Origin of the sequence: Photobacterium halotolerans DSM 18316 (genome assembly GCF_000425165.1) — a bacterium.
GTDB classification, from domain to species: Bacteria; Pseudomonadota; Gammaproteobacteria; order Enterobacterales; family Vibrionaceae; genus Photobacterium; species Photobacterium halotolerans.
The window spans coordinates 44,927-70,703 of record NZ_AULG01000023.1; the positions used below are offsets into that span (position 1 = coordinate 44,927).

Consider the following 25,777-nt stretch of genomic DNA (forward strand, 5'->3'; position numbering starts at 1 on the left):
CTTGCCATAGACCCCCTCCTAACCTCCCCCTTGCAAAGGGGGAGGAATAACAGCGAAGTTATTTCACTTATACACAGGCCGGAACAGACTGCGAATACGTCTGTTGGTAATGGTTTGATCGAGAGCCAAACCAGAGCTCTTTACTGAGCAACCACTTTCCCTTCACGGCGCGGGTCGGCGGCCCCATTGAGCTGGCCGCGGAACAGGCCGATCGCCTGGACCCCTGAGTTGAGCGGCTTGATCTGAACCTCAAACCCGAGTTTTTCCAGCTCCGGCGCCCAGTGCTCAGCACTGGTTCCCTGCTCCAGCTCGAACGGGCCGAAGCGGTTGTTCATGTTGGGCAGATCGATCGCCTGCTGCAGGCTCAATCCCCAGTCGAGGTGAGCGATCAGGGTTTTGGCGACATAACCGATGATCTGGCTGCCGCCGGGCGAGCCGATCGCCAGCACCGGTTGGTCATCTTTCAGCACTATGGTCGGCGCCATGGACGAACGCGGCCGTTTGCCGGGTTCGACCCGGTTGGCAATCGGGATGCCATTGTCATGAGTACTGAATGAGAAGTCGGTCAGCTCATTGTTGAGCAGGAAACCGCGCACCATCAGGCGGGAGCCGAATCCGTTCTCTATGGTGGTGGTCATCGACAGCACGTTCCTGTCTTTATCGACAATCACCAGATGGCTGGTGGAAGGCAGTTCAAGCGCATTATCCTGGCCGTAATGCACGGCGTGCGACCAGGGCGGCAGTCCCGCGCTGACCTCGGGCAAGGCCTGGTTGCTTTTCAGCAGGCCGGCGCGCTGGCTGAGGTAATCCTTGTCTAGCAGTCCCTCGGTCGGCATAGGGACATAGTCGCTGTCCGCCATATAGCGGCCACGGTCAGCGAACGCCAGCCGGGACGCATCGCCGATCAAATGCCAGCTCAGCGCTTTTTGCGGCCCCAGCTCTTTCATCGGGAAATGACTCAGCATTCCCAGGATCTGACCCAGTGTCAGCGCCCCGGAACTGGGCGGCCCCATGCCACAGACCTGATACTGGCGATACGGCGCGCAGACCGCCGGACGTTCTTTGACCTGATAGGTAGCCAGATCCATGGTGTTGAGCACCCCGGGATTACCTTCGGCGCTGCGCACGGTTTTGACTATGTCTTTGGCAATATCACCGTGATAAAAGGCACTGGCGCCGCGCTCAGCGATTTGCTGCAGGGTATCGCTATAGGCCGGGTTTTTCAGCGTATCCCCGGCTTTCAGCGCCTGCCCGTTGGGGAAAAAGTAGGCTTTGGTAGCCGGCCAGCGCTGCAGGCGCTCGCTGTCTTGCTGAACTAACTGCGCCAGTCGCGGACTGACGGTAAAGCCGTCGCGTGCCAGCGTGATCGCGGGTGCAAACAGATCTTTCCAGGGGATCTTGCCCAAACGCTGGTGGGTATGCCACATCAGTTTGACCGTGCCCGGGGTGCCGACAGAGCGGCCACCGACCACGGCATCATAGAAAGACAGAGGGGTGCCTTTGTCGTCCTGGAAGAGTTGCGGCGTGACTTCGGCCGGGGCGGTTTCCCGGCCGTCGAAGGTGGTCAGGGCTTCTTTTTGGCTGTCCCAGTACACCAGAAATGCGCCGCCTCCCAGACCGGAGGACTGCGGCTCGGTCAGGCCCAGCACCAGCTGCGCGGCAATCATGGCATCAATGGCATTGCCGCCTTTGGCCAGAATGGCGGCGCCGGCATCACTGGCATAGGGATTGGCGGTGGCAATCATCCACTCTTTGCCTGTGACCTGCGCGTTACGCTGAAAGCCCGTGGCCCCTTCCGGGGCGATGAGATCTGTGGCTTGTTCGCTGTAGGCCGAGGCGGAGAGCAAGGCGCAGGTCAGAGCCAGCGCAAGGGAAGTCCTTTTCATGGCTTATCCTTCTGAAAATGGTTTGGAATCAGTCAATAAGATTAGGTGTTTTTAACACAGATTGCCCGCGGGTGTGAGCAATCTGTGTGCGAAGTGGCCAGGAGGCGGGCCGTGTCAGGCGATTTGGGCTTTCTTGCGGCTCTGGCGGTGGCCCTTGATGCCATCGAAGCTGAACAGCACCAGCGCGACCCAGATGCAGGCAAACGTCAGGCTCTTGTCGGCACTGAATTCCTCACCGTACACGGCGACGGCCAGCAGGAACATCAGGCTGGGACCTATGTACTGGAAAAAGCCCAGCGTCGACAGCTTGAGTTTGGTGGCCGCGCCGGTAAAGCACAGCAAGGGCAAGGTGGTGACTATCCCTGCCGCCATCAGCAGCAAGTTGGTGTCTGTGCTGTTCAGCGTCCAGTCCGAGGTCGGGCTGCTGGCGAACAGCAATACATAACCCAGTGCCAGTGGCAGCAGGATGCTGGTTTCCATCAGCAGGCCGGTCTGGGCATCCAGATTGACTTTTTTGCGCAGCAGGCCGTAGACACCAAAACTGGCAGCCAGTACCAGTGCCACCCAGGGCAGGGAGCCGAAATGGATTAACTGCACCAGTACGCCACCGGCGGCCAGCGCCACGGCCAGCCACTGCAGCGGGCGCAGCCGTTCGCCCAGAAACACCATGCCCAGCAGCACGTTCAGCAGCGGATTGATGAAATAGCCCAGGCTGGCATCCAGCATGTAGTTGCTGTTGACGGCCCAGATAAAGATCAGCCAGTTGGCACCTATAATGACAGAGCTGGCCAGCAGCATCAGCAGGACTTTAGGCTGTTTGAGCACCTGCCGGACTTTGCCCCAGCCCTTGCCAAGAAAGATCAATCCCGCCAGAAAAAAGAAAGACCAAATAATGCGGTGGCTGAGGATTTCCATCGGACTGACGCTTTGCAGCATCTTAAAGTAAATTGGTGCAATGCCCCACATGGTGTAGGCGGCGATCGCCAGTATGACCCCACGTTGGGTGGTTTTTGCTTGCTCGTCCATGCTATTCCAGTACGTTATGGTAAATATTGACAGGAAGGTATGGGCATTGCGCTAGATATGCCCGAACGGGCAGTATAATGCCAGCCAGAACAAAATGACCAGCGACTTCTTTGGCGGATCCGGTTGCAGTGTGGCTGGCGCTCCCATCCGGGATCTGAATGGTATAGAATAGCCGGCTGTGTTAATCAAGAGTGAAGTCATGTCCGCCTCAACCCCTGATCTCAGCCGTGCCGTTTCATCCGCCAACAGCGAGCAGATTCTGCAGCAGGTGTTTGGCTACCAGTCTTTCCGGCCCGGCCAGCAGGCGGTCATCGAGGCCGTGGCGTCTGGCCGTGATTGTCTGGTGATCTTACCGACCGGGGGCGGCAAGTCGCTCTGTTACCAGATCCCCGCCCTCGTGCGCGAGGGACTGACCCTGGTCATCTCTCCGCTGATTTCACTGATGAAAGATCAGGTTGACCAGCTGCTAGCCAATGGCGTCGCGGCGGGTTGCCTCAATTCAACCATGTCACCGGACGCGATACAGGCCACCTGGCAGGGGATGGCAGACGGCACGCTCAAGCTGGTGTACGTGTCGCCGGAACGGGTAGTGAGCCGGGATTTCATTGACCGCCTCAGTGGCTTGCCGGTCAGCCTGCTGGCCGTGGATGAAGCGCACTGTGTGTCCCAGTGGGGACATGACTTCCGGCCTGAGTATGCGTCTTTGGGTATGCTCAAGCAGCACTTTCCCGCTATGCCGGTTATTGCCCTGACCGCCACGGCCGACGATACCACCCGCCAGGACATTATCAGCCGGCTGGCACTGGATGATCCTTTTACCCACCTGGGCAGCTTTGATCGGCCCAATATCCGCTATACCCTGCAGGAAAAGTACAAGCCGATGGCGCAACTGGTGCGCTTTTTAGCCAGCGTGCGCGGCCAGAGCGGCATCATTTACTGCAACAGCCGCAAAAAAGTGGAGCAGGTGGCGGAGAAGCTCGCTGAGCAGGGGATACGCGCAGCGGCCTACCATGCCGGACTGGAACACGACGAGCGGATCCGGGTACAGGAAGGGTTCCAGCGTGATGATATTCAGGTCGTGGCCGCTACGGTAGCCTTCGGTATGGGGATCAACAAACCCAATGTCCGCTTTGTGGTGCATTTTGATATTCCGCGCAATATCGAATCTTATTACCAGGAAACCGGCCGTGCCGGGCGTGATGGCCTGCCTGCTGAAGCCGTGATGTTTTACGATCCGGCGGATCTGGCCTGGTTGCGCCGCTGTCTGGATGAGAAAGAGGAAGGCCCGCAAAAGCAGGTCGAAAGCCACAAGCTCAATGTCATGGGGGCGTTTGCCGAGGCGCAGACCTGTCGTCGCCAGGTGTTGCTGCATTACTTTGGCGAGCACAGTGAGCACGCCTGCGGCAACTGCGATATCTGTATTGATCCGCCGCAGCATTTTGAGGCACTGGAAATGGCGCAGAAGGCGCTGTCCTGTGTCTACCGGGTGAATCAGCGTTTTGGGGTTCACCATGTGGTTGATGTACTGCGCGGCCTGCAAAATGCAAAAGTCCGGGAGCAGGGGCATGACAAGCTCAGCACCTACGGCATCGGCCGCGAGCACAGCCATGAGTTCTGGGTCAGTATTGTGCGTCAGCTGATCCACCGCGGCTTCCTGACCCAGAACATAGTCAACAGTTCGACTCTGCAGCTGACCGAGAAAGCGCGCGCTGTGCTGCGCGGGGAGATCAGTCTCCAGCTCGCGGTGCCGCGGATTGACAGCAGCTCGCGCGGCAATGCCCGGCAGGACAACCGGCTCAAACGCCAGTACGACAAGAAACTGTTTTCCAAACTGCGGATGGTACGTAAAGCGATTGCCGACGAAGAATCGCTGCCGCCCTATGTGGTGTTCAATGACGCCAGCCTGATGGAAATGGCCGAGCGTTTACCGACGTCTGAAGGTGAATTGCTGGCCGTCAACGGTGTGGGTCAGCGGAAGCTGGAAAAATACGGCAAGGTATTTTTATCGGTGATCGAAGAGCATTTGCTGGCCGCCGCTGAGTACTAAGCGGTCTGAACCGGAGGCAAAAAAATACCGGACAATCGTCGATTATCCGGCAGAGAGTGTAGCAGAAACAAAATCCAGGATTTTGTTTACTACAAAACAGCTTGCGTATTGAGGTGAGAATGCAATTCATCACCACAGTGTTACCCGGCTAGGCCTCCTGGCCGTCAAGGCAACCGGGCGATAAGACCACGAATCCCCGCCCATTGCTATGCCTTGCTTATGCTTTGATACGCTAATACACACTTACTTACACCATAACTGCCCGGCAGCGCCGGAGACGGGAAGGACACCCAATGACTTATCCGACTGACATCCGTTTTGGCGTGCGCGAACTGGACAGCGCGCAGGGCTGTTTGCATCTGCAGACCCCGGAATTTGACTACGACAGCTTTGCCGGTATCGCGCTGGCACTGGTCACTGTGCTGGGGGCGAGCGTGGTAGAAAAAGAGGCCAATGCCGATTTACATATCTGGCTGATCGATTTTGAAGGCTGCCGGATGATGCTGAAAGGCGAGCACTACAGCTCAGCGATGTGGCTGGAATTGCTCAGCCGGGATGACGGCGACACTCTGGCCTTTCTGGCGGGCTGGCTGGAAAAGTTGACTCAGTAATCAAATTTTAACAGCAAACGTTTACCATACCCTGTGGTGTCTTGGCAGCCGGATTGGTTACTGTATAATCAGCGCCTTTGGTGACAGCACTGTACATAAAATGTGCTGTTGGTGTGTTTGGGTTCCCTCGCCCCCATTTGACAAAAAGGTCTGTTGATGACGACTTCTCCTTTCTCGCCGGCCCAGCAGCGCCAGGCTCTGTGGATTCTGGTAATGTTCCACCTGGTGATCATTGCCTCCAGCAACTATCTGGTTCAGATCCCCTTTACCCTGTTTGGTGTTCACACCACCTGGGGCGCTTTTACCTTTCCGTTTATTTTTCTGGCCACTGATCTCACGGTACGTATTTACGGTGCCAGCATGGCGCGTAAGATCATCACCCGGGTCATGCTGCCGGCCCTGGCGGTGTCTTATCTCCTCTCCGTGGTGTTCTATCAGGGCGCTTTTCAGGGGCTTGCGCCGCTGGGTGAGTTCAACCTCTTTGTGGCCCGGATCGCGATAGCCAGCTTTATGGCTTATCTGCTGGGGCAGATCCTGGATGTGTCTGTATTTAACCGTCTGCGCCAGTGCAAGCAGTGGTGGATAGCACCCACTTGCTCGACGGTATTCGGCAATGCCATTGATACTATCGCTTTTTTTGCCATCGCCTTTTATCAGAGCCCGGATGCCTTCATGGCCGAACACTGGGTGGAAATTGCCCTGGTGGATTATGGCGTCAAACTGATCATCAGTCTGGGCCTGTTTGTGCCTATGTACGGTGTACTGCTCAATTATCTGGTGAAGCGTCTGACAGGTCTTCGCCCCCAGCTTGAGCCCTCGCAGGGGCTGTCATAAACTCAAAGCCGGCAAGCGCCGGCTTTTTTGTCGGTGGCATCTGAGTGGGGGCTGTGATGAAAATACGTGAAGCCAGTCTGGCTGAGGCGGCCAGCGTGCTGGCCAGAATTGAAGAATTTGATCATCCTGAGACAGAGTACAGCCTGGCCACCAGAGTGCGCGGGCGGTGTCCTTTGATCCTGGTGGCGGAAAATGAGGGGGAGCTGGTGGGCGTGAAAATTGGCTACAGCCTGTCGGAAACCTGTTATTACAGCTGGCTTGGCGGTGTGGTCGCCGAAGGACGCCACAATGGGGTGGCTCAGGCTCTGATGAGCACTCAGGAAGCCTGGGTCAAAGCGCAGGGCTATCTGGAGCTGAGAGTCAAATCCCGTAACCGCTACCCTTCGATGCTGAGACTGTTATTGAGAAACGGTTATCAGATAGAGCATATGGAGAAGAAAGACGGCATAGAGGATTACCGTCTGCATTTCGTGAAAAGTTGGGATAAATAGTGTAAATGAAAATTATTCGCAAATAATGCTTGATTAATAAATGCGAATAGTTATTATTAACTTGCTTTCAGCGAGAAACGAACAGCAAGGCGTTTCTGGTCTGACAGCACGACATTGCTCACATTGCTTCCAGTGTACTTTAGCGAAGGCAGATATTGAGTGTAGGGCTGAATATGCTGTCGACTTTTGCTTAGCGGTGCTTGTTTTCAAGCACCGCTTTTTCTTTTTTATCTGCCAGAGAATGGGCAAGGCCAGTGACAAGCAGGCGAAGGCATTGAATTTATTGATGAATGAAAATTATTATCAATTAACGCTTGCAAAGGTAATGAGAATGGTTATTATTAACTTGCACTCAGCGGGAAATAAGCAGTAACAGCTTCCGTATGAAGGCACGACATTGCTCACATTGCTCACATTGCTCACATTGCTTCCAGTAATACAGCTTGGTCAGGTTTTTGGTGTAGGGCTAAAACAATGACCACTTCTGCTGAGCGGCGCTTGTATAAAGCGCCGCTTTTTCTTTTTCAGGCCATTTTAACCAGTTGCTGTACCAGCTTGTTGATCCCGCTGGCCGCTTCTGAGATCGAGCCTGCCAGCATGTAGGCCGGGGTGCTTAACAGACAGCGTTCCTGATCCAGCACAAACTCATCGACAGGGCAGTCAATATGATCGCCGCCCATGGCGCGAAATGCACTGGCCACTTCTTTGTCATGCCCTATGGTGCCTTTTGCGCCCTTGCCATAAATCTGGGGGATCAGGACCGGCGCAATACACAGATAAGCGGCCGGCTTCTGCGCCCGGGCAAATTCCTGGCAGGTACGCTTGACCTCGGGATGGATCTGGCAGGATGCGCCTTTGATGGCGAAGTCTGACAGGTTTTTGGCCGCCCCGAAGCCGCCCGGCAGCAGCAGGGCATCGAAGTCACGTGCGCTTAATTCAGCCACATCCTGGATCTGGCCCCGGGCAATGCGCGAAGCTTCGATCAGCACATTGCGTGTCTCATTCATCGGCTCGCCGGTAATATGGTTAATCACATGGTGCTGCTCCACGTTCGGGGCAAAACAGTGCCAGCTGGCACCGGCCTGCTCTATGGCATACAGCGCCAGCACAGCTTCATGGATCTCGCTGCCGTCAAAGACGCCGGAACCGCTTAATATCACTGCAACCTTTTTCATCTTGGCCTCCTTTTTGTTCAACCTTGGGGAATCTGGCATCGCTTTGACCGATTACACCGCCATCTGATAACTTTTTCCACACTTGATGATCTTCGCAGGATCAAGGGTTATTTTTGGTTATATCTTTTAAGTGTATGATTTTTAGTTGATTTAAATCATCTATCTCAAGTTATTCAAAAAAAGATCATCAGGCTTATTCCAAAAGCTCACAAACTTATCCACAGGCGGAGTGATCCAGGAAGGAAAAAACTTCTGTTAACACTCGGCACATCTCATGGCATCCTAAGACCCTGATCCTTTTATCTTCCAGATACAGACAATCCATTATGGCAACTATTCCAGAAAATCCACTGATCCTGATCGATGGTTCCTCGTATCTTTATCGTGCCTATCATGCCTCGCCCAATTTCACTAACTCAGATGGTGAACCGACCGGTGCCGTGTATGGCGTGGTAAATATGCTGCGTAGCATGCTGCGTCAATTTGCGACGGAACACATTGCCGTTGTCTTTGATGCCAAAGGCAAGACCTTCCGCGATGAGCTATATCCCGAGTATAAAGCGCATCGCCCGCCTATGCCGGATGATTTGCGTGCTCAGATAGAACCCTTGCACGCCATTATCAAAGCCATGGGCCTGCCGCTGATTTGCGAACCCGGGGTCGAGGCTGATGATGTCATCGGCACGCTGGCTCGTCAGGCTTCCCAGGCCGGAATGCCTGTTCTGATCAGCACAGGTGATAAAGATATGGCGCAGCTGGTGGATGAGAACATTACCCTGATCAACACCATGACGGGTGTGGTGATGGATCCTGACGGGGTGCGGGAAAAGTTTGGTATCGGTCCGGAACTGATCATTGATTATCTGGCCCTGATGGGAGACAAGGTCGACAACATTCCCGGTGTGCCTGGCGTGGGTGACAAGACAGCAACCGCCTTGCTGACCGGGATTGGCGGCCTGAAAGATCTGTATGACAACCTGGATGCGATTGCGGCACTGGGTTTTCGTGGCTCTAAAACCATGGCCAAGAAACTGGAAGAGAACCGCGAAGCGGCGCTGATGTCGTACGAGCTGGCGACCATCAAGCTGGATGTCGACCTTGAGTTTGGTCCGCAGGAGCTGCAAAAAGGCACTCCGGATATCGATGAGCTGACCCGGCTGTTCGGCAAGCTGCAATTTCGTCGTTGGCTGGCAGAAATGCTCGACGGCAGCGATGGCCGCATTGTCGCTGATGGCGCAGCCACCATTGCCGCCCAAGACAGTGAGCCGGCGCAATCCTCGGCGCCGGCCCCTGTGATTGACCGCAGCGGCTATGAAGTGGTGCTGGACGAGGCCCGCTTTAGCGAGTGGTTGGCGATACTCAAGCAGTCGGATGTCTTTGCTTTTGATACCGAAACGGACAACCTGGATTACATGGTCGCCAATCTGGTCGGGCTGTCTTTTGCGGCGGAAGAAGGCAAAGCGGCTTATGTGCCTGTGGCCCATGATTATCTGGATGCGCCGTCGCAGCTGGACCGCGACTGGGTGATCGCCCAGCTAAAACCTTTGCTGGAAGACCCGGAGCAGGCCAAAGTGGGCCAGAACCTGAAATATGACGCCAGCGTTCTGGCGCGCTATGGGGTGGCCATGCAGGGTATCCGTTTCGATACCATGCTGGAGTCGTATGTGTACAACAGCGTGGTGGGCCGCCATGATATGGACAGCCTGTCGCTGCGTTATCTGGAACATAAAACCATCAGTTTCGAGGACATTGCCGGCAAAGGTAAGAAACAGCTGACCTTCAACCAGATCGATCTGGAGCAGGCCGGCCCTTATGCGGCGGAAGATGCAGATATCACCCTGCGCCTGCACAACCTGCTGATCGGCAAGCTCAATGCGGATCCTAAACTGAAAAGTGTGCTGGAAGAGATCGAAATGCCGCTGGTGCCAGTACTGTCGCGTATGGAGCGCACAGGTGTGCTGCTCGATGCCGGTAAGCTGACCGCGCAGTCGCAGGAAATTGCGGTGCGGTTAGATGAGATCCAGGCGAAAGCCTATGAAGTGGCCGGTGAGGAGTTCAACCTCAGCTCACCCAAACAGTTGCAGGCTATCCTGTTTGAGAAAATGGGGCTGCCGGTGGTCAAGAAAACCCCTTCCGGTACCCCATCGACCAATGAAGAAGTGTTGCAGGAGCTGGCGCTGGACTACCCGCTGCCTAAGCTGCTGCTGGAACATCGCGGGCTGGCAAAACTCAAATCGACTTACACAGACAAGCTGCCGCGCATGATCAACCCGGTCACCAAGCGGGTACATACCTCATACCACCAAGCCGTCGCGGCAACGGGGCGTCTGTCGTCGACCGATCCGAACCTGCAGAACATTCCTATCCGCAACGAAGAAGGGCGCCGGATCCGCCAGGCCTTTATCGCACCGCCAGGTTACAAGATTCTGGCGGTCGACTACTCGCAGATTGAGCTGAGGATCATGGCCCATCTGTCCGGCGACAAAGCGCTGCTTGATGCCTTCCGTCACGGCAAAGATATCCACGCCGCCACCGCGGCCGAGATCCTCGGCCTGCCGATTGAAGAAGTCACCAGCGAACAGCGCCGCCGTGCCAAAGCCATCAACTTTGGTTTGATCTACGGCATGAGTGCTTTTGGTCTGGCAAAACAGCTGGGGATGGGGCGGAACGAGGCGCAACAGTACATGAATGTGTATTTCGAGCGCTACCCGGGTGTGCTGGAATATATGGAAAGCACCCGTACCCAGGCCAGCGAGCAAGGGTATGTCGAAACCCTGTTTGGCCGTCGTCTCTATCTGCCGGACATCAAATCGCGCAATGCCATTCGCCGCAAAGCGGCGGAGCGGGCGGCGATCAATGCCCCGATGCAGGGCACGGCAGCGGATATCATCAAACGTGCCATGGTGACCGTCGATAACTGGATTCAGACACAAGACAGCGAGCGTGTCCGTCTGCTGATGCAGGTACACGATGAACTGGTGTTTGAGGTGAAAGAATCTGAGCTGGAGAGCGTCGCAAAATCAGTGTGCGAGCTGATGGAAGCCGCAGCCGAGCTGGATGTGCCACTTATCGCTGATGCAGGCAGCGGTGACAACTGGGATCAGGCGCATTAATCCGTCTCAGCGTGGACCGCTCAAGATGTAATAAAATTGTCAAAAACCGGCCTGCTGGCCGGTTTTTTTCAATCTGAATCAGGGTTTATCAAATTTTTGTATAATTTAATTACGTCTTACATGAAAAAAAACTACGAAAAGGGCTTTTTTTCTCTGCACACTTGATATACAGTTAACGGCGTAGGGTACAGAGGTAAGATGTTCTATCTTTCAGACCTTTTGTTTCACGTTATTGGATTTGGCTTTTTTTAGCCGCCCTGGTCATTTGGCCAGGGCGTTTTTATTTGTGGCCGCCATATCACTATCCGCTTTCATCTCCCGGCTGTTGCTCACTCTCTCCCGTACAAACTATCCCTTTGCTGGCGGTATTTGCTGATACTCTGCGCATCTTGGCCAGGAATCGCGGCTGATCTGACTCGTCAGCCCGGCGTCACTGCTGCTGCGGATTATTTGCCGGGCGAGCCGAGGGAGAATAATTAGAGTAATTACTTTAATTATGTTAATGAGACGTTTATAATGCAGTCTGCTTCTTGTTCATATTTGTCGGGCTGAGTGAGTACATCGCCAGCCGATATCCATGATCCGGCCACCCGTCTTTTGGGTGGCTTTTTTTTGTCATTTTGCCATGTTTCTGTAATAAAGTTCCAAATAGTAACGTCAGGTGCATCGAGACTGACTTAATTTGCAGAATGAAACAATTGGCCGGGTTTTTGGAATGAGTCGGGCAAAAGTGAATGTTATGTCGGAAGGGAGCTATGAAAAATCAGGAATCAGAGGGGGAAAAAACGCCCAGATTTCGTATAAAAAACTTGCGTTGACTGGTTAAATCATTAATCCTTTCTGAACAAATATAAAAACCTCCTATTTCTCTCCCGTTGCCCCATCGTTCCGGTGGGGACATTTTTATCTGGCGTTCGTAAACGGTCTGATTGGCGCGAAAGCGAAAAAAGCGGCGGGTTGATGCCTGATCGGGCGATCAGGCATATTGACTCTTGTTATTCTGCGTCCGGCTCAATACCGTCCTGTTCAATATTCTCGGCTTCCAGCAACGCCTGCTGGCGGGCCAGTTCCGGGGCAAACCAGGTATCGAGTTTGCGGCGGACCTGATCAACACCTATGCCTTTCAGGGCAGAAAAATTCTCGACTTCCACATCACCACCAAAGGCCAGCGCGGCTTCGCGAATTTTCAGCAGCTGCGCTTTACGGGCACCACTTTTGAGTTTGTCTGCTTTGGTCAGCAGCACCAGTACCGGCAGGTGGCTTTCCACTGCCCAGTAAATCATTTGCTGGTCGAGATCTTTCATCGGATGGCGGATATCCATTAATACCACCAGTCCCTGCAGGCATTCGCGTTTTTGCAGGTATTCCCCCAGTGCCGCCTGCCACTTCTTTTTCATCTCAAGCGGTACCTGAGCATAGCCATAGCCGGGCAGGTCAATCAGGTTACAGCCGGTTCTGACTTCAAACATGTTGATCAACTGGGTACGGCCTGGAGTTTTTGAGGTACGTGCCAGGCTTTTCTGATCAGTCAGACGATTTAAAGCACTTGATTTACCGGCATTAGATCGGCCAGCAAATGCAATCTCAACGCCTTTATCCAAAGGAAGGTGGCGGATGTCCGGAGCACTGGTAATAAAATGGGTTTGTCTGTAGTTGAGAGGGGAATTCACTGTTAACTCCGTCAAGTCTTCTGGTCGTCGACTAATTACTTTTATGCGAAAGTGTGTAAAATGTACCACTAACCCTGCTTGGTTAGTGGTGCATTGTATACCATGTTGCTAAGCAATACTTGTGGTACTGGAAGCTCAATAATTATAAACGGAATGTCATGAAGAAATTAGCATTGATATTTACACTTCTTGCCAGTTGCACAAGCTGGGCCCAGGGAGATGTTGAAGCTGGAAAAGCAAAAGCAGCGACATGTGCAGCATGCCATGGCGCTGATGGTAAAGGTATCACAGGACAATACCCCAACCTTGCGGGTCAGCACCCACGTTATCTGGAGAAGCAGCTGAAGGAATTCAAGCTGGCGATGACGACAGGTGGTGAACAAGGGCGTAATGATCCTGTGATGGGCGGCATGGCGATGCCTTTGTCTGAACAAGACATGGCGGATCTGGCAGCTTACTTCAGTTCCCTGCCTGCGATAGAAGGCACCACAACCGAGAGTTCGATCGAAATCGGTCAGCAGCTCTACCGTGTGGGTGATGCCGACCGTGGAATTGCGGCCTGTACGGCGTGTCACGGTCCGCGGGGTAATGGTACCAGCCTGTCTGGTTTCCCGGATATTTCCGGACAGCCTGCGGAATACATCAAGAAACAGTTGACCATGTTCCGCGAAGGCCAGCGCAGCAACGACATGAACGCTATGATGCGTTCAGTCGCGGCGAAACTGAGTGATAAGGAAATCGACGCCTTGTCACAGTATGTTGGCGGTCTTCACTGATCACACACTCAGTATCGCAAGCTTCGCAGTGTAATAAAGGCAGCTCAGGCTGCCTTTTTTACTGGCCGGGATGCACCGCGCTGTCCGTTTCTCAATCGGCGCAGGTCTGCTATCATACGCGGCTTGATTTTGACCGCGCCGGAGACCCTGGCTCAAGGAGATGCTGATGACGGTTTGTACCTTATGCGACAGCGCAGCCATTCAGGCTTATCATCAAGACAACCGGCGGGCCTATTTTCAATGCCGGGATTGCCGTCTGGTGTTTGCGGATCCGGCCTCGCATTTGACACCTGAGCAGGAAAAAGCGGTCTACGATCAGCATGAAAACCATGTTGAAGATGAAGGGTATCGCCGTTTTCTCAGCCGGCTGGCCGCACCGCTTAGCGCGCGTTTGCCGCCAGGGCCGCTGGATGGTCTGGATTTCGGCTGCGGCCCCGGCCCGGCTCTGGCAAGCATGTTTCGTGAGCAGGGACACCAGGTGGCTGTTTATGATCCGTATTTTGCCCCGGATACCGCAGCGCTGGCCTCTCAGTATGACTTTGTCACCTGTACCGAGGCGATTGAACATTTTTATACCCCGGCCCGTGAATGGCAGTTACTGCTGTCATTGGTCAAGCCGGGCGGCTGGCTGGGATTGATGACTAAGCTGGCAACCGATGCCGAGGCGTTCAGCCGCTGGCATTACAAGAATGATCCCACCCACGTCAGTTTTTTCAGCCAGGAGACGTTCCGTTATCTGGCACAACGAGATGGACTGGCGGTGGAATTTATTGGTAACGATGTAATTATGCTGAGGAAAAATCAGTCATGACCCGTAAGAAAAGAGGCCGTAAACCTGGCTCTGAAGGCCCGGCGCAGTTCGTAGAAAAGAGTGTCAGCCAGCAAGATCTGGATGGCCGTGCCCGTCAGAAAGCCCGTAAGCGTAAAGGTTTGAAAGCGGGCAGCCGTCACTCAGACGCGGATGCTCAGAGTGCGCACCGTCAGGGACAGGCGAAAGATCCTCGCCACGGCAGTAAAAAACCGGTGCCACTGATTGTCGAGCCGAAGCCAACCAAGCAGGCCCGTCGTATGAGTGCCGAGCAGGAGCTGGCGATGCTGGAGAATGATCCGCAGCTGATGGCGCTGCTGGACCGTCTGGATGCCGGTGAAAAACTGGGTGCCGGGCTGCAGAAGCAGGTCGACCAGAAACTGGATCGTATTGAGCAGCTGATGAAACAGCTGGGCCTGTACGACGACGAGCAGGATGAGGCCGAGGATCAAATCGCCGCCGGGGATGCCCGCAGCGAAGAAGATCTGCTCGATGACTTTGAAAATACCCGTTGGGACGATTTCGATAAGGAGTAAGCCTTGCAGGATCTGAAACTCTGGTTGTTAGTGGCAGGAAGCCTGATTGTTGTGGCACTGGCGGCCTATGCCGCTTATCTGCTCTACCAGCTGTATCAACAAAAGCAGCGCCATAAGGCTTTTATTGCCCGCGCACAGCAACAACAGAGCGAGGCGATTGCGCAGCGAAATGCCAATATTCTGGAAAGTGTCTACATTATTGCCGAAGCCGGACGGCAGGAGCAGTGCGACATGTCGGAAATTGCCATTCGCCTCTATAAGCTGATGACAGTGTTGCAGGCCGAACGCAGCGTCAACTTTTCCGCCCAGTATCCGGCTTTGTTTGAGCTGTATAAAGTGGTTGAAGAGATGCCGCGCGGTGATGAACGCAAAGCCCTGGCCAAGCAGGAGCGGATGAAAGACGATCTGCTGCGCATGAAAGCCGAATCACGGTTGTTTGATGCAATACAGGCGGAGCTGACTCAAATCCTGGCGCAAAAGGCGTAACTCTTCACCTGCGAGTGACATGATAAACCCAGTGGCCCGCCACTGGGTTTTTTGTTTGCCGGCCGGCACAATCAGAGCGGTTTTTGTTATCGATCAATAATCGGGCGGCGGCCTCGTGCTAGCTTGGCGGATTGACTTGGCAGAACGTCTGTGAGGTAACGCTGCGATGACAGAGCAATCCATGATTTGGGATCAGGCCCTGATCGAAAAATATAACTATTCAGGCCCCCGTTACACCTCGTATCCGACGGCCCTCGAGTTTCAGCCCGACTTTACCGCCGTGGATTTCACCGCCGCCTGCCAGCGCTATCCCGAGCGCCGTTTATCGCTTTATATCCACATTCCGTTCTGCCACACCCTGTGTTATTACTGCGGCTGTAATAAAGTCATTACCCGGCATGCGCATAAGGCCGACATCTATCTGGCGGCCCTGGACATTGAGATTCGCCAGCGTGCAGCCCTGATGCAGGGCCGGGCTGTCAGTCAGCTGCACCTGGGCGGCGGGACCCCCACTTTTCTGACCAAGCCGCAAATCACCCGGCTGATGGCACAGCTGCGCGCCTCCTTCACCCTGCTGCCGGAGGCGGAAATCAGCATAGAAGTCGACCCGCGCCGGATGGAGCTGGATGTGCTGGATCATCTGCGGGAGGAAGGCTTTAACCGTCTGAGTATCGGTGTGCAGGATTTCGATAAAGAAGTTCAGCAACTGGTCAACCGCGAACAGGACAAAGACTTCATTGAAGCTTTGGTCAATCGTGCCCGGGAGTTGGGCTTCCGCTCGACCAATCTGGATCTGATCTACGGCTTGCCGAAACAGAACAATGCCCGTTTTATTAACACCCTGGAGCAGGTGCTGGCGATGAAACCGGGGCGCTTGTCTGTGTTTAACTATGCCCACATGCCGTCACTGTTTGCTGCTCAGCGAAAAATCAAAGACGCCGATTTACCGGCGCCGTCTGAGAAGCTGGCGATGCTGCACAGCACCATTGAAACCCTGACCGGGGCCGGCTATCAGTTTATCGGTATGGACCATTTTGCCCTGCCGGAGGATGAACTGGCCGTGGCCCAGCGCAAAGGCAAGCTGCACCGCAATTTTCAGGGCTACACCACTCAGGGAGACTGCGATCTGTTGGGACTCGGGGTGTCCGCGATTTCTATGATCGGCGACAGTTATAGCCAGAACCAGAAAGATCTCAAGGCTTACTATGCTGACATTGAATCGCAACAGCATGCGCTGTGGAAAGGGGTGAACCTGACCGCCGATGATCTGCTGCGCCGCGAGGTGATTAAAACCCTGATTTGCCAGTTTGAACTTTCGATAACAGAGATTGAAGCGCGGTACGGGATTCACTTTGCCGAGTATTTTGCCCAAGACTTATCGCTGCTGCAGACCTTTATTGATGACGGTCTGGTGCGTGTGACGGATGAGCGGATAGCCGTCGCCCCTAAGGGCCGGTTGCTGATCCGCAATATCTGCATGTGCTTTGATGTCTATCTGCGCCAGCGTGCCCGCCAGCAGCAGTTTTCGCGGGTGATCTGAATCTCACGCTGATCACGTCCAGCAAAGAAAAAACGCCCCGCTTGTGATCTCAAGCGGGGCGTTTTTGTTGTGCGGGTGATGGCGGGATTAACGCTTGGCAGCCATCTCACGCAGGGCGTTCTTCTCGCTGTCAGACAGGAAAGCCAGCTCCAGGCCGTTGCTTTGCGCCTGGCGGATTTGCTCCGGCGTCAGACCCGCCTTAGGCGCAGCCACTTCGTACTCGTAAGGCAGCTCAATGCCTTCCACGGCCGGGTCATCGGTATTCAGGCAGGCCAGAATGCCGTGATCGAGAAACTGCTTGAGCGGGTGACCGGCCAGGCTTTCGACAGTGCTGGTCTGGATATTGGACGTCAGGCAGGATTCAATCCCTATCTTGTGCTCAGCCAGGTAATCCATCAGTCTGGCATCTTCCACCGCTTTGACACCGTGGCCGATACGCACCGCGCCCAGCTCCTGAATGGCCTGCCACATGCTTTCCGGACCAGCAGCTTCACCGGCATGCACTGTGACCTGCAGGCCGGCATCGCGCACCTGCCTGAAGTGGCCGACAAACTGATCACCCGGCTGGCCCAGTTCATCGCCGGCCAGATCAACGGCAACCAGGTGGTCTTTCTGGCTCAGCAGCGCGTCCAGCTCCTGCTGGCAGGCCTGGGTGCCGAAAGTCCGGCTCATGATACCGATCAGGTTGGCTTTGATGCCAAAATCGCGGCAACCGGCACGCACACCGTCCACCACGGCTTCGACCACACCGGCAACGGGCAGCTGGTGTTTCATCGCCATGTAATAGGGTGAGAAGCGCAGCTCAGCATAGTCAATCTGTGCGTTGAGGGCATCTTCGACATTCTCGTAGGCCACACGGCGGCAGGCCTCCAGATCACCCAGTACCGCGACGCCCCAGTCCAGCTTGGACAGGAAAGCGACCAGGCTGGGTTCGGCTTCCACGATTTGAACGTGCGGACGCAGCGACTCCAGGTCGTTGGCAGGCAGTGCCATGCCAAACTGCTGGCCCAGCTCAAGAATGGTCTGAATACGGATGTTGCCGTCCAGGTGACGGTGCAAATCGGTCAGTGGCAGGTGTTTGCTAATCATGATCATGGTATCCCGGAAAAACTGTAGCCTCAGTATAAGCAAAGACATCAAGACAATCATTAGACTCAGGGCGACGATCCGGCCCGATCGTTAAGATCGGGCTGATGTTTACTTCCGCTGTTGAAAAAATCACCAATCCCATCCATCGGCAGTGGCAGGGTTTTCAGTCACTGGCCATGTTGAGCTCTTTGAGTTTGCGGGTCAGGGTGTTGCGTCCCCAGCCGAGCAGCTTGGCGGCTTCCTGTTTGTGGCCGTGGGTAAATTCCAGGGCGGTATCGAGCAGAATGCGTTCAAATTCCGGCATGGCTTCGCCCAGCAGATTCTGGTTGCCCTGCTGCAATGCCTGGCGGGCCCAGTGCTGCAGCGACTGTTGCCAGTGCGGCTCGCTGCCGTCGCCTTTCGGCTGGCTGTCGACCGCGGTCAGCTCGGGCGGCAGATCCGACGGCAGGATTTCGTTGCCGCTGGCCATCACGGTCAGCCAGCGACAGGTATTTTCCAGCTGGCGAACATTACCCGGCCAGCTCAGGCTGGTGAGCAGGGTTTCTGTGTCCGGGTGCAGGGATTTGATTTCCACTCCCAGTTCATCGGAGGCCCGCTTTAAGAAATGGCGGGTCAGCTGCGGGATATCCTGGCGGCGGTCTTTCAGGGCAGGCAGATGGACCCGGATGACATTCAGGCGGTGGAACAGATCTTCCCGGAAATCCCCTTTGGCCACCAGCCGTTCCAGATTCTGGTGGGTGGCGGCTATGATGCGGACATCGACATTGATGGGTGAATGCCCGCCAACGCGATAGAACTGACCGTCAGCCAGTACCCGCAGCAAGCGGGTCTGGATATCCAGTGGCATGTCGCCGATTTCATCCAGAAACAAGGTGCCGCCATTGGCCTGCTCAAAACGCCCCTGGCGGATATTGTTGGCGCCGGTGAACGCGCCTTTTTCATGGCCAAACAGTTCAGATTCAATCAGATCTTTGGGAATGGCCGCCATGTTGAGGGCGATAAATTCGCTCTCCCGTCTCGGGCTGTGGCGGTGCAGCGCCTGGGCCACCAGCTCTTTACCTGTGCCGGATTCGCCATTGATCAGCACGGAAATCGACGAACGGGACAGGCGGCCGATGGCACGAAACACTTCCTGCATTGCCGGTGCTTCGCCGATGATCTCCGGGGCCTGCTTGGTGATTTCCTCCGGCTGCTGCTGGCGCTTTTGCTCCTGGCTGTGGGTGACCGCCCGCTCCACCAGGCTTACGGCTTCGTCGATATCAAACGGTTTGGGCAGGTATTCAAATGCCCCTTCCTGATAGGCGTTAACGGCCGCATCCAGATCCGAGTGCGCCGTCATGATAATCACCGGCAGGGTGGGGTAATCATGATGCAGGTTGCGCAGCAGTGTCAGGCCGTCCGTACCCGGCATCCGGATATCAGACACCAGGACATCCGGCACGCTGCGCTCCAGTGCTTCTACGACGCTGTCGGCATCGGCGAAGGTTTCGCAGCGCAGTCCGGCTGCATTCAGGGTGCGCTCCAGTACCCAGCGTATGGAGCTGTCATCGTCGACAACCCAGATTAGTCCTTTGCTCATCGCATGCCCTCCGTTGTGTCCTTTGTGTGCATGCCGGGCGTGATGGCGGAAACGCGAACAGGCCCGGCTGCTTTGTTATTCTGTTGATTGAATCGGTAGATAAATGGAAAATGTTGTCTGTCCTGGCCAGCTCGACACTTCAATTTTGCCGTGGTGCTGATCAATTAAATTCTGGGCGATGGACAGGCCGAGCCCGTTACCGCCTTCACGGCCCGTGACCATGGGATAAAACAGGGTGTCCTGTATGTCGGCCGGAATGCCGGGTCCGTTGTCTATGATGTCGATTTTGGCCGCGATCCTGTGCCGCTGGCCGTGAATCAAGGCCTGATGCGCGGTGCGGGTCTGCAGGGTAATGACCCCTTCGCCCGGCTGCTGGCTCAGCGCCAGGGCGGCATTGCTGACAATATTGAGGATGGCCTGCTCCAGCTGCTCCGGGTCCATGCTGAAATCCGGCAGGCTGGGGTCATAATCGCGCTGGATGCGCAGCTGTTGCTCTCTGTGATCCAGCGACACCAGCTGGCGCACTTTCTCCAGCACCACATGGATATTGCCTACCGTTCTGACGCCGGGTTTTTGTGGCCCTAACAGGCGGTCGACCAGATTTCGCAGCCGGTCGGCCTGTTCAATGATCATCTGGGTGTACTCGGTATAGCTGGGATCCGGCAGGGCTTTTTCCAGCAATTGCGCGGCCCCGCGCAATCCCCCCAGCGGGTTTTTGATCTCATGGGCCAGGCCGCGGACCAGCTCTTTGGCGGCTTGCTGCTGTGCGTGCTGGCTGATTTCCTGGCTGATCCGGCGCTGCTGGTCGATGGGTTTGAGCTCCAGCAGGATCAGCACATCTTTCTGCCAGCTGACCGGGCTGGCATTGATTTCCAGAGTATGGTGGCGGCCATCAATCACCAGGGTTACTTCGCCGTCGGTCAGGCCCTGTCCGCTTTGCACTGTCGACTGAATCAGGCCCAGATCGAGCGAGCTGTGCTGGAGCAGATCCGGAAAGCGACAGCCCAGCAATCGCCGCTGGCTGCAGGACATCAACTGCTCTGCGGCCGGATTGACGTAGCGAATTTTCAGCAGCTCATCGAGCAGTATCACCGCAGTGACCAGGTTGTTCAGGATCAATGGCGTAAAAGCGGCAGTCACAGTCTCATCCTTGTGGTTATGGCCAGTGTGCCCGCTGGCGGAGCAAACACCTCTGGTGCATTGCACTGTTTTGGTGCATTACAGTGTAGCCCGTCTTTTATTACTTGTGCAGCACTAAGTGAGCGAGTCCAGCCTTTTTAGGCTATTGGTGACAGCAACCGCTTTGAGACTGACTCCTGACAACGCATAAAGACGGTGAACGCTGAAGAATAATGCAATAATCTTGCCGTCTTTTCTGGCCCCGTTAACCTCAGTAAGCCTGTAAGGAGTGCCGGCAGCGGGAAACGGGATGACTCGTTTTGGTGAAAGGGGTTGCGCCAGCCTGGGGCTGTCAGCCAGGGTGCAGAGAGCGGTTGCCCTGCCTTGGTGAACCCGATAAAGAAAAGGCCTGCATGTGCAGGCCTTGAACAGTGAATCGCTGTGTTCCGACTTATACCGAGTAGTACAGGTCGAATTCCAGTGGGTGAGTCGCCATGTTGATGCGCTCAACATCTTTTGATTTCAGGGCGATGTAAGAATCGATGAAATCGTCAGAGAATACGCCGCCAGCGGTTAAGAACTCACGGTCTTCATCCAGCGCTTTCAGTGCGATTTCCAGTGACTCTGCCACTTTTGGAATCTCTGCCGCTTCTTCTGCTGGCAGATCGTACAGGTCTTTGTCCATCGCTTCGCCTGGGTGGATCTTGTTCTTGATACCGTCAAGACCAGCCATCAGCAGACAGGCAAATGCCAGGTACGGGTTCGCCGCCGGATCCGGGAAGCGAGCTTCGATACGGCGCGCTTTCGGGCTTGGTACTACCGGGATACGGATAGACGCAGAGCGGTTACGCGCTGAGTACGCCAGCATCACAGGGGCTTCGAAACCAGGAACCAGACGCTTGTACGAGTTGGTTGACGGGTTCGCGAACGCATTGATGGCGCGAGCGTGCTTGATGATACCGCCGATATAGTACAGTGCCATTTCAGACAGGCCGCCGTACTTGTCGCCCGCAAACAGGTTCTGACCGTCTTTGGCCAGAGACTGGTGCACGTGCATACCGCTGCCGTTGTCGCCAACCAGTGGCTTAGGCATGAAAGTGGCTGTTTTGCCAAAAGCATGGGCAACGTTATGAACGACATACTTGTAGATCTGGATTTCATCCGCTTTAGAGGTCAGGGTGTTGAAACGGGTGGCGATTTCGTTCTGACCTGCAGTCGCCACTTCGTGGTGGTGCGCTTCAACAACCAGACCCATTTCTTCCATGATCAGACACATGGCAGAACGGATATCTTGTGATGAGTCAACCGGTGCAACCGGGAAGTAACCGCCTTTGACGCCAGGACGGTGACCTTTGTTACCGCCTTCGACGGTAGAACCTGTGTTCCAGGCCGCTTCGATGTCGTCAATCTTGAAGAAAGAACCGGACATATCGGTGGCGAATTTCACGTCGTCGAACAGGAAGAACTCAGGCTCAGGACCTACCAGCACTGTGTCGGCGATGCCGGTGCTGCGCATGTATTCTTCAGCGCGTTTCGCGATAGAGCGCGGGTCGCGGTCATAGCCTTGCATGGTGGCAGGCTCAAGGATGTCACAGCGAATGTTCAGCGTGGCATCTTCGGTAAATGGGTCCAGCACAGCGGTAGATGCATCTGGCATCATCACCATGTCTGATTCGTTGATTCCTTTCCAGCCAGCGACCGAAGAACCATCAAACATCTTACCGTCTTCGAAGAAGTCTGCGTCAATCTGGTGAGCGGGGATAGAGATGTGTTGCTCTTTACCTTTGGTATCGGTAAAGCGTAGGTCAACAAATTTAACTTCGTTTTCCTGGATCAACGCGAGTACGTTTTCTACTGACATCTTAAGTAACCTCCGGTGTTAGATTTGGGCAACTGGCCGCAAAAAATTTTGGAAAGGAACAAGCATGTGCTCCGATACAGTAAACTTTGCGAAATCCATGCCAACTTTTTAAATCCCCAAAATTGCCATATTTACGCCCTGTTATGGCGCTCAGTGCAAAAAATCATGGGCTCCGTTGCACTGATATGGTGATTTTGTGCACCATAATGGTGCGAATGGGGATTATCTCCCTCTTTGTCACTCCGTTTCACCCGAATGCAAAGACATCGGCTATATTTAGCCCACGCTGATCAATTGTCAATCGTCTGCGCGGCGGATTGCATTCACTTTATTGCACCAAAAAAAGCCCGTTGCGCGATTTTGTTTTTAATTGACTGTTTTTATTGATTTTTTGCGCTTTTTTCTTGCTGTTACTGTCAGTTTCGTTCCGGCGTGATGATATAAATCACATATTTGCTGGGTTTTGACGTAAAATCTGGTAGATTATGAGCCGTTTTTTTAATCAGTGGCTGCCTGTTTTTCAGGGGGCCGCAACATCTGAGTGAATGCCAAATCCATGTCTAATCCACAGATCGATAAATTACGTAATATCGCAATCATTGCGCACGTAGACCACGGTAAAACCACCCTGGTTGATAAACTGCTGCAGCAATCAGGTACCTTGGACTCCCGTGGCGGCGTTGAAGAACGCGTGATGGACTCCAACGATATCGAGAAAGAGCGTGGCATTACCATCCTGGCGAAAAACACCGCCATCAACTGGAATGATTACCGCATCAATATCGTGGACACCCCAGGGCACGCCGACTTCGGTGGTGAAGTAGAGCGTATTATGTCGATGGTGGATTCTGTTCTGCTGATCGTTGACGCAGTTGACGGCCCGATGCCGCAAACTCGCTTCGTGACCCAGAAAGCGTTCGCTCACGGTTTGAAGCCAATTGTGGTTATCAACAAAATCGACCGTCCGGGCGCGCGTCCTGACTGGGTGATGGATCAGGTATTCGATCTGTTTGACAATCTGGGTGCGTCCGACGAACAGCTGGACTTCCAGGTGGTTTACGCCTCAGCACTGAATGGCTGGGCGACGCGCGAAGAAGGCGAAACCGGCGAGAACATGGAACCGCTGTTCCAGGCCATTGTTGATAACGTGGCGCCACCAGCGGTTGACGTTGACGGCCCGCTGCAGATGCAAATCTCTCAGCTGGACTACAGCTCATATGTTGGTGTTATCGGTGTTGCCCGTGTGACCCGTGGTTCGGTGAAACCGAACCAGCAAGTGACCATTATTGGTGCAGACGGCAAAACCCGTAACGGTAAAGTCGGTACTGTCATGGGTTACCTGGGTCTGGAGCGTCACGATATTGAGCGTGCGACTGCCGGTGACATCATCGCGATCACAGGTCTGGGCGAGCTGAAAATTTCTGACACCATCTGTGATCAGAACGCAGTGGAAGCACTGCCGGCGCTGAGCGTGGATGAGCCGACTGTGACTATGACCTTCCAGGTGAACACTTCTCCGTTTGCCGGTAAAGAAGGTAAGTTCGTGACTTCCCGTAACATTCTGGAACGTCTGCAGAAAGAGCTGGTGCATAACGTTGCGCTGCGCGTTGAAGAAACGGAAGACCCGGACAAATTCCGCGTGTCAGGCCGTGGTGAGCTGCACCTGTCGATTCTGATCGAAAACATGCGCCGTGAAGGTTTCGAGCTGGCGGTATCGCGTCCTGAAGTTATCGTCAAAGAAGAAAACGGCCAGCTGATGGAACCGTTTGAAACTGTGACCATTGACGTGATGGAAGAGCACCAGGGCGGCATCATGGAGAAAATCGGCCTGCGTAAAGGCGAGCTGAAAGACATGGCGCCGGATGGTAAAGGCCGTGTGCGTATGGACTTCGTCATGCCTTCTCGTGGTCTGATCGGTTTCCAGACCGAGTTCATGACCCTGACCTCGGGTTCTGGCCTGATTTACCACACGTTCGATCATTACGGCCCGCACAAAGGCGGCGAGATTGGTCAGCGTAACAACGGTGTGCTGATTGCAAACGCCGCGGGTAAAGCGCTGACCAATGCCCTGTTCAACCTGCAGGAGCGTGGTCGTCTGTTTATCGGTCACGGTGTCGAAGTGTACGAAGGCATGGTGATCGGTATCCACAGCCGTGACAATGACCTGACGGTCAACGCCCTGAAAGGCAAGCAGCTGACTAACGTCCGTGCATCAGGCACCGATGATGCGCAGGTGCTGACCACGCCAATCAAGTACACCCTGGAGCAGGCGCTGGAATTCATCGATGACGATGAGCTGGTGGAAGTGACGCCGGAAAGCATCCGTATCCGTAAGAAACTGCTGACCGAAACCGATCGTAAGCGCGCCAGCCGTGGTGCGAAGTAACAACTGAACCTGTGCACTCTTTGGGTGCACAGTAAAAAATCCCCCGTTCCGGTTAAGCCGGCGGGGGATTTTTTTATTCAGGCCGACACCGGATTAACGGCGGTTCAGCTGGGCCACAAAGCGCTCAGATTCACTGATAGCGGCACGCATATCGCTGATCGCCCGCTGGATATCGCGTTCAAGCGAGCGGAACTCGCCTTGCAGGGAGCCGATGGCCGCAGCATTGAGATTGTGCTTCAGGTACAGGCTGTTATCCCGCAACGTATCGAGCACAGGTGCCATTTTGCTTTCTGCCCTGTGCATGGCGGCAATCATCTTGCTGTAAGAAGTGCGGGTGGCCTTGAGTTTGGCTTCGCTGTCGCGGCGCAGTGCCGCGCTGGAATACAGGCTCAGTTCCTCTTGCCATTCATCGAACAAGGCTTGTGAGACATTTTCAATCGCCGCGATGCGGTCGCTGACTTTATCGGCGGCATCGGCACTGGCTTCATACTGCGCATTCACCCGGTTGTAGGTTTCTTCCAGCGTGTCGCCTTCAAAGCGGGTCAGTGACTGTAAAGCGGCCAGCGCTGAGGTAAACTGTTCCTGGGCGTCTTGCTGTGCCTCAGTGGCGTCTTCGACGCGGTCGACCATGATATCGCGTTTATGAACACCGACCGATTCCATGGCAGAATAGTAGGCGCTCTGGCAACCCGACAGCAGGGTCAGGCTCAGTATCAGGGCAAAAGCATATGGCATAAAAGCTCC

The 25,777-nt window shown here is 54.8% G+C and carries 22 protein-coding genes; 13 read left to right on the forward strand and 9 right to left on the reverse strand.

Annotation, left to right across the window (positions count from 1 at the left end; translation table 11 throughout):
• Positions 1-140: 140 nt before the first annotated feature.
• Positions 141-1,886: a gamma-glutamyltransferase gene (gene ggt, locus H511_RS0106080; protein ID WP_027251497.1), complete on the reverse strand. Its 1,746-nt coding sequence runs from the start codon at positions 1,884-1,886 to the stop codon at positions 141-143.
• A 114-nt stretch (positions 1,887-2,000) separates the two neighbouring features.
• A complete protein-coding gene (gene rarD / locus H511_RS0106085; protein WP_027251498.1) occupies positions 2,001-2,912 on the reverse strand; it encodes an EamA family transporter RarD in 912 nt (303 codons plus the stop codon).
• A 199-nt stretch (positions 2,913-3,111) separates the two neighbouring features.
• Between rarD and recQ the strand changes: the two genes are divergently transcribed.
• The 5 genes from recQ (at position 3,112) to H511_RS0106110 (ending at position 7,268) form a co-directional block, all read left to right on the forward strand.
• Entirely contained in the window at positions 3,112-4,959 is a 1,848-nt protein-coding gene (recQ, locus tag H511_RS0106090; protein WP_027251499.1) for an ATP-dependent DNA helicase RecQ, read from the forward strand.
• A gap of 293 nt (positions 4,960-5,252) precedes the next feature.
• Positions 5,253-5,570: a DUF3630 family protein gene (locus H511_RS0106095; protein ID WP_027251500.1), complete on the forward strand. Its 318-nt coding sequence runs from the start codon at positions 5,253-5,255 to the stop codon at positions 5,568-5,570.
• A gap of 156 nt (positions 5,571-5,726) precedes the next feature.
• A complete protein-coding gene (locus H511_RS0106100; RefSeq protein WP_036758967.1) occupies positions 5,727-6,404 on the forward strand; it encodes a 7-cyano-7-deazaguanine/7-aminomethyl-7-deazaguanine transporter in 678 nt (225 codons plus the stop codon).
• A gap of 56 nt (positions 6,405-6,460) precedes the next feature.
• A complete protein-coding gene (locus tag H511_RS0106105; RefSeq protein ID WP_027251502.1) occupies positions 6,461-6,895 on the forward strand; it encodes a GNAT family N-acetyltransferase in 435 nt (144 codons plus the stop codon).
• A 40-nt stretch (positions 6,896-6,935) separates the two neighbouring features.
• The gene (locus H511_RS0106110) at positions 6,936-7,268 is read left to right on the forward strand and encodes a hypothetical protein (protein ID WP_027251503.1); all 333 of its coding nucleotides are present in this window, start codon (positions 6,936-6,938) and stop codon (positions 7,266-7,268) included.
• Positions 7,269-7,419: 151 nt separating this feature from the next.
• Here the strand turns inward: H511_RS0106110 and elbB are convergent, their stop codons facing one another.
• Positions 7,420-8,070, reverse strand: a complete 651-nt coding sequence (elbB, locus tag H511_RS0106115; protein WP_027251504.1) for an isoprenoid biosynthesis glyoxalase ElbB — start codon at positions 8,068-8,070, stop codon at positions 7,420-7,422.
• A 326-nt stretch (positions 8,071-8,396) separates the two neighbouring features.
• On the opposite strand from elbB, the gene polA reads away from it, so the two are divergent.
• Both polA and spfP read left to right on the forward strand, forming a co-directional pair.
• Positions 8,397-11,183, forward strand: coding sequence for a DNA polymerase I (gene polA / locus H511_RS22745; protein WP_036758970.1), 2,787 nt, complete (start codon positions 8,397-8,399; stop codon positions 11,181-11,183).
• 198 nt (positions 11,184-11,381) lie between these two features.
• The gene (spfP, locus tag H511_RS25250; RefSeq protein WP_442957015.1) at positions 11,382-11,435 is read left to right on the forward strand and encodes a small protein SpfP; all 54 of its coding nucleotides are present in this window, start codon (positions 11,382-11,384) and stop codon (positions 11,433-11,435) included.
• Positions 11,436-12,178: 743 nt separating this feature from the next.
• On the opposite strand, the gene yihA is transcribed toward spfP, so the two are convergent.
• The gene (yihA, locus tag H511_RS0106135) at positions 12,179-12,853 is read right to left on the reverse strand and encodes a ribosome biogenesis GTP-binding protein YihA/YsxC (RefSeq protein WP_027251505.1); all 675 of its coding nucleotides are present in this window, start codon (positions 12,851-12,853) and stop codon (positions 12,179-12,181) included.
• Between the two features lie 158 nt (positions 12,854-13,011).
• On the opposite strand from yihA, the gene H511_RS0106140 reads away from it, so the two are divergent.
• The 5 genes from H511_RS0106140 to hemN all read left to right on the forward strand — a co-directional run bounded on the left by H511_RS0106140 (position 13,012) and on the right by hemN (position 16,999).
• On the forward strand, positions 13,012-13,629 hold the full coding sequence (locus H511_RS0106140) for a c-type cytochrome (protein ID WP_027251506.1): 618 nt from the start codon (positions 13,012-13,014) through the stop codon (positions 13,627-13,629).
• A gap of 166 nt (positions 13,630-13,795) precedes the next feature.
• Complete coding sequence (locus H511_RS0106145; RefSeq protein ID WP_027251507.1) at positions 13,796-14,440, forward strand: class I SAM-dependent methyltransferase; 645 nt, start codon at positions 13,796-13,798, stop codon at positions 14,438-14,440.
• Positions 14,437-14,973: a Der GTPase-activating protein YihI gene (gene yihI, locus H511_RS0106150; protein WP_027251508.1), complete on the forward strand. Its 537-nt coding sequence runs from the start codon at positions 14,437-14,439 to the stop codon at positions 14,971-14,973. Before H511_RS0106145 ends, yihI begins: the two co-directional genes overlap by 4 nt.
• A 3-nt stretch (positions 14,974-14,976) precedes the next feature.
• On the forward strand, positions 14,977-15,459 hold the full coding sequence (locus tag H511_RS0106155; RefSeq protein ID WP_036758973.1) for a DUF2489 domain-containing protein: 483 nt from the start codon (positions 14,977-14,979) through the stop codon (positions 15,457-15,459).
• Positions 15,460-15,625: 166 nt separating this feature from the next.
• On the forward strand, positions 15,626-16,999 hold the full coding sequence (hemN, locus tag H511_RS0106160) for an oxygen-independent coproporphyrinogen III oxidase (protein ID WP_027251510.1): 1,374 nt from the start codon (positions 15,626-15,628) through the stop codon (positions 16,997-16,999).
• Positions 17,000-17,086: 87 nt separating this feature from the next.
• On the opposite strand, the gene add is transcribed toward hemN, so the two are convergent.
• The 4 genes from add to glnA all read right to left on the reverse strand — a co-directional run bounded on the left by add (position 17,087) and on the right by glnA (position 22,647).
• Positions 17,087-18,088, reverse strand: a complete 1,002-nt coding sequence (gene add / locus H511_RS0106165; RefSeq protein WP_027251511.1) for an adenosine deaminase — start codon at positions 18,086-18,088, stop codon at positions 17,087-17,089.
• Positions 18,089-18,251: 163 nt separating this feature from the next.
• Entirely contained in the window at positions 18,252-19,667 is a 1,416-nt protein-coding gene (glnG, locus tag H511_RS0106170; protein WP_027251512.1) for a nitrogen regulation protein NR(I), read from the reverse strand.
• A gap of 75 nt (positions 19,668-19,742) precedes the next feature.
• Positions 19,743-20,807 carry a nitrogen regulation protein NR(II) gene (glnL, locus tag H511_RS0106175; protein ID WP_027251513.1) on the reverse strand — a complete coding sequence of 355 codons (1,065 nt, stop codon included), beginning with the start codon at positions 20,805-20,807 and terminating at the stop codon, positions 19,743-19,745.
• Positions 20,808-21,237: 430 nt separating this feature from the next.
• Positions 21,238-22,647, reverse strand: coding sequence for a glutamate--ammonia ligase (gene glnA, locus H511_RS0106180; protein WP_027251514.1), 1,410 nt, complete (start codon positions 22,645-22,647; stop codon positions 21,238-21,240).
• A gap of 556 nt (positions 22,648-23,203) precedes the next feature.
• Here glnA and typA point away from each other — a divergent pair.
• Positions 23,204-25,033 carry a translational GTPase TypA gene (typA, locus tag H511_RS0106185; RefSeq protein ID WP_027251515.1) on the forward strand — a complete coding sequence of 610 codons (1,830 nt, stop codon included), beginning with the start codon at positions 23,204-23,206 and terminating at the stop codon, positions 25,031-25,033.
• Positions 25,034-25,126: 93 nt separating this feature from the next.
• Here typA and H511_RS0106190 read toward each other — a convergent pair whose 3' ends face one another.
• Positions 25,127-25,768 (reverse strand): DUF2959 domain-containing protein, encoded by a 642-nt coding sequence (locus tag H511_RS0106190; RefSeq protein ID WP_027251516.1) that lies wholly within the window; start codon positions 25,766-25,768, stop codon positions 25,127-25,129.
• Between the last annotated feature and the right edge of the window lie 9 nt (positions 25,769-25,777).

Bases quoted from the DNA above. Each gene is read 5' to 3' on its own strand.
- ggt (WP_027251497.1), bottom strand. From the start codon at position 1,886: ATGAAAAGGACTTCCCTTGCGCTGGCTCTGACCTGCGCCTTGCTCTCC.
- rarD (WP_027251498.1), bottom strand. From the start codon at position 2,912: ATGGACGAGCAAGCAAAAACCACCCAACGTGGGGTCATACTGGCGATC.
- recQ (WP_027251499.1), top strand. From the start codon at position 3,112: ATGTCCGCCTCAACCCCTGATCTCAGCCGTGCCGTTTCATCCGCCAAC.
- H511_RS0106095 (WP_027251500.1), top strand. From the start codon at position 5,253: ATGACTTATCCGACTGACATCCGTTTTGGCGTGCGCGAACTGGACAGC.
- H511_RS0106100 (WP_036758967.1), top strand. From the start codon at position 5,727: ATGACGACTTCTCCTTTCTCGCCGGCCCAGCAGCGCCAGGCTCTGTGG.
- H511_RS0106105 (WP_027251502.1), top strand. From the start codon at position 6,461: ATGAAAATACGTGAAGCCAGTCTGGCTGAGGCGGCCAGCGTGCTGGCC.
- H511_RS0106110 (WP_027251503.1), top strand. From the start codon at position 6,936: ATGCGAATAGTTATTATTAACTTGCTTTCAGCGAGAAACGAACAGCAA.
- elbB (WP_027251504.1), bottom strand. From the start codon at position 8,070: ATGAAAAAGGTTGCAGTGATATTAAGCGGTTCCGGCGTCTTTGACGGC.
- polA (WP_036758970.1), top strand. From the start codon at position 8,397: ATGGCAACTATTCCAGAAAATCCACTGATCCTGATCGATGGTTCCTCG.
- H511_RS0106140 (WP_027251506.1), top strand. From the start codon at position 13,012: ATGAAGAAATTAGCATTGATATTTACACTTCTTGCCAGTTGCACAAGC.
- H511_RS0106145 (WP_027251507.1), top strand. From the start codon at position 13,796: ATGACGGTTTGTACCTTATGCGACAGCGCAGCCATTCAGGCTTATCAT.
- yihI (WP_027251508.1), top strand. From the start codon at position 14,437: ATGACCCGTAAGAAAAGAGGCCGTAAACCTGGCTCTGAAGGCCCGGCG.
- hemN (WP_027251510.1), top strand. From the start codon at position 15,626: ATGACAGAGCAATCCATGATTTGGGATCAGGCCCTGATCGAAAAATAT.
- add (WP_027251511.1), bottom strand. From the start codon at position 18,088: ATGATTAGCAAACACCTGCCACTGACCGATTTGCACCGTCACCTGGAC.
- glnG (WP_027251512.1), bottom strand. From the start codon at position 19,667: ATGAGCAAAGGACTAATCTGGGTTGTCGACGATGACAGCTCCATACGC.
- glnA (WP_027251514.1), bottom strand. From the start codon at position 22,647: ATGTCAGTAGAAAACGTACTCGCGTTGATCCAGGAAAACGAAGTTAAA.
- typA (WP_027251515.1), top strand. From the start codon at position 23,204: ATGTCTAATCCACAGATCGATAAATTACGTAATATCGCAATCATTGCG.
- H511_RS0106190 (WP_027251516.1), bottom strand. From the start codon at position 25,768: ATGCCATATGCTTTTGCCCTGATACTGAGCCTGACCCTGCTGTCGGGT.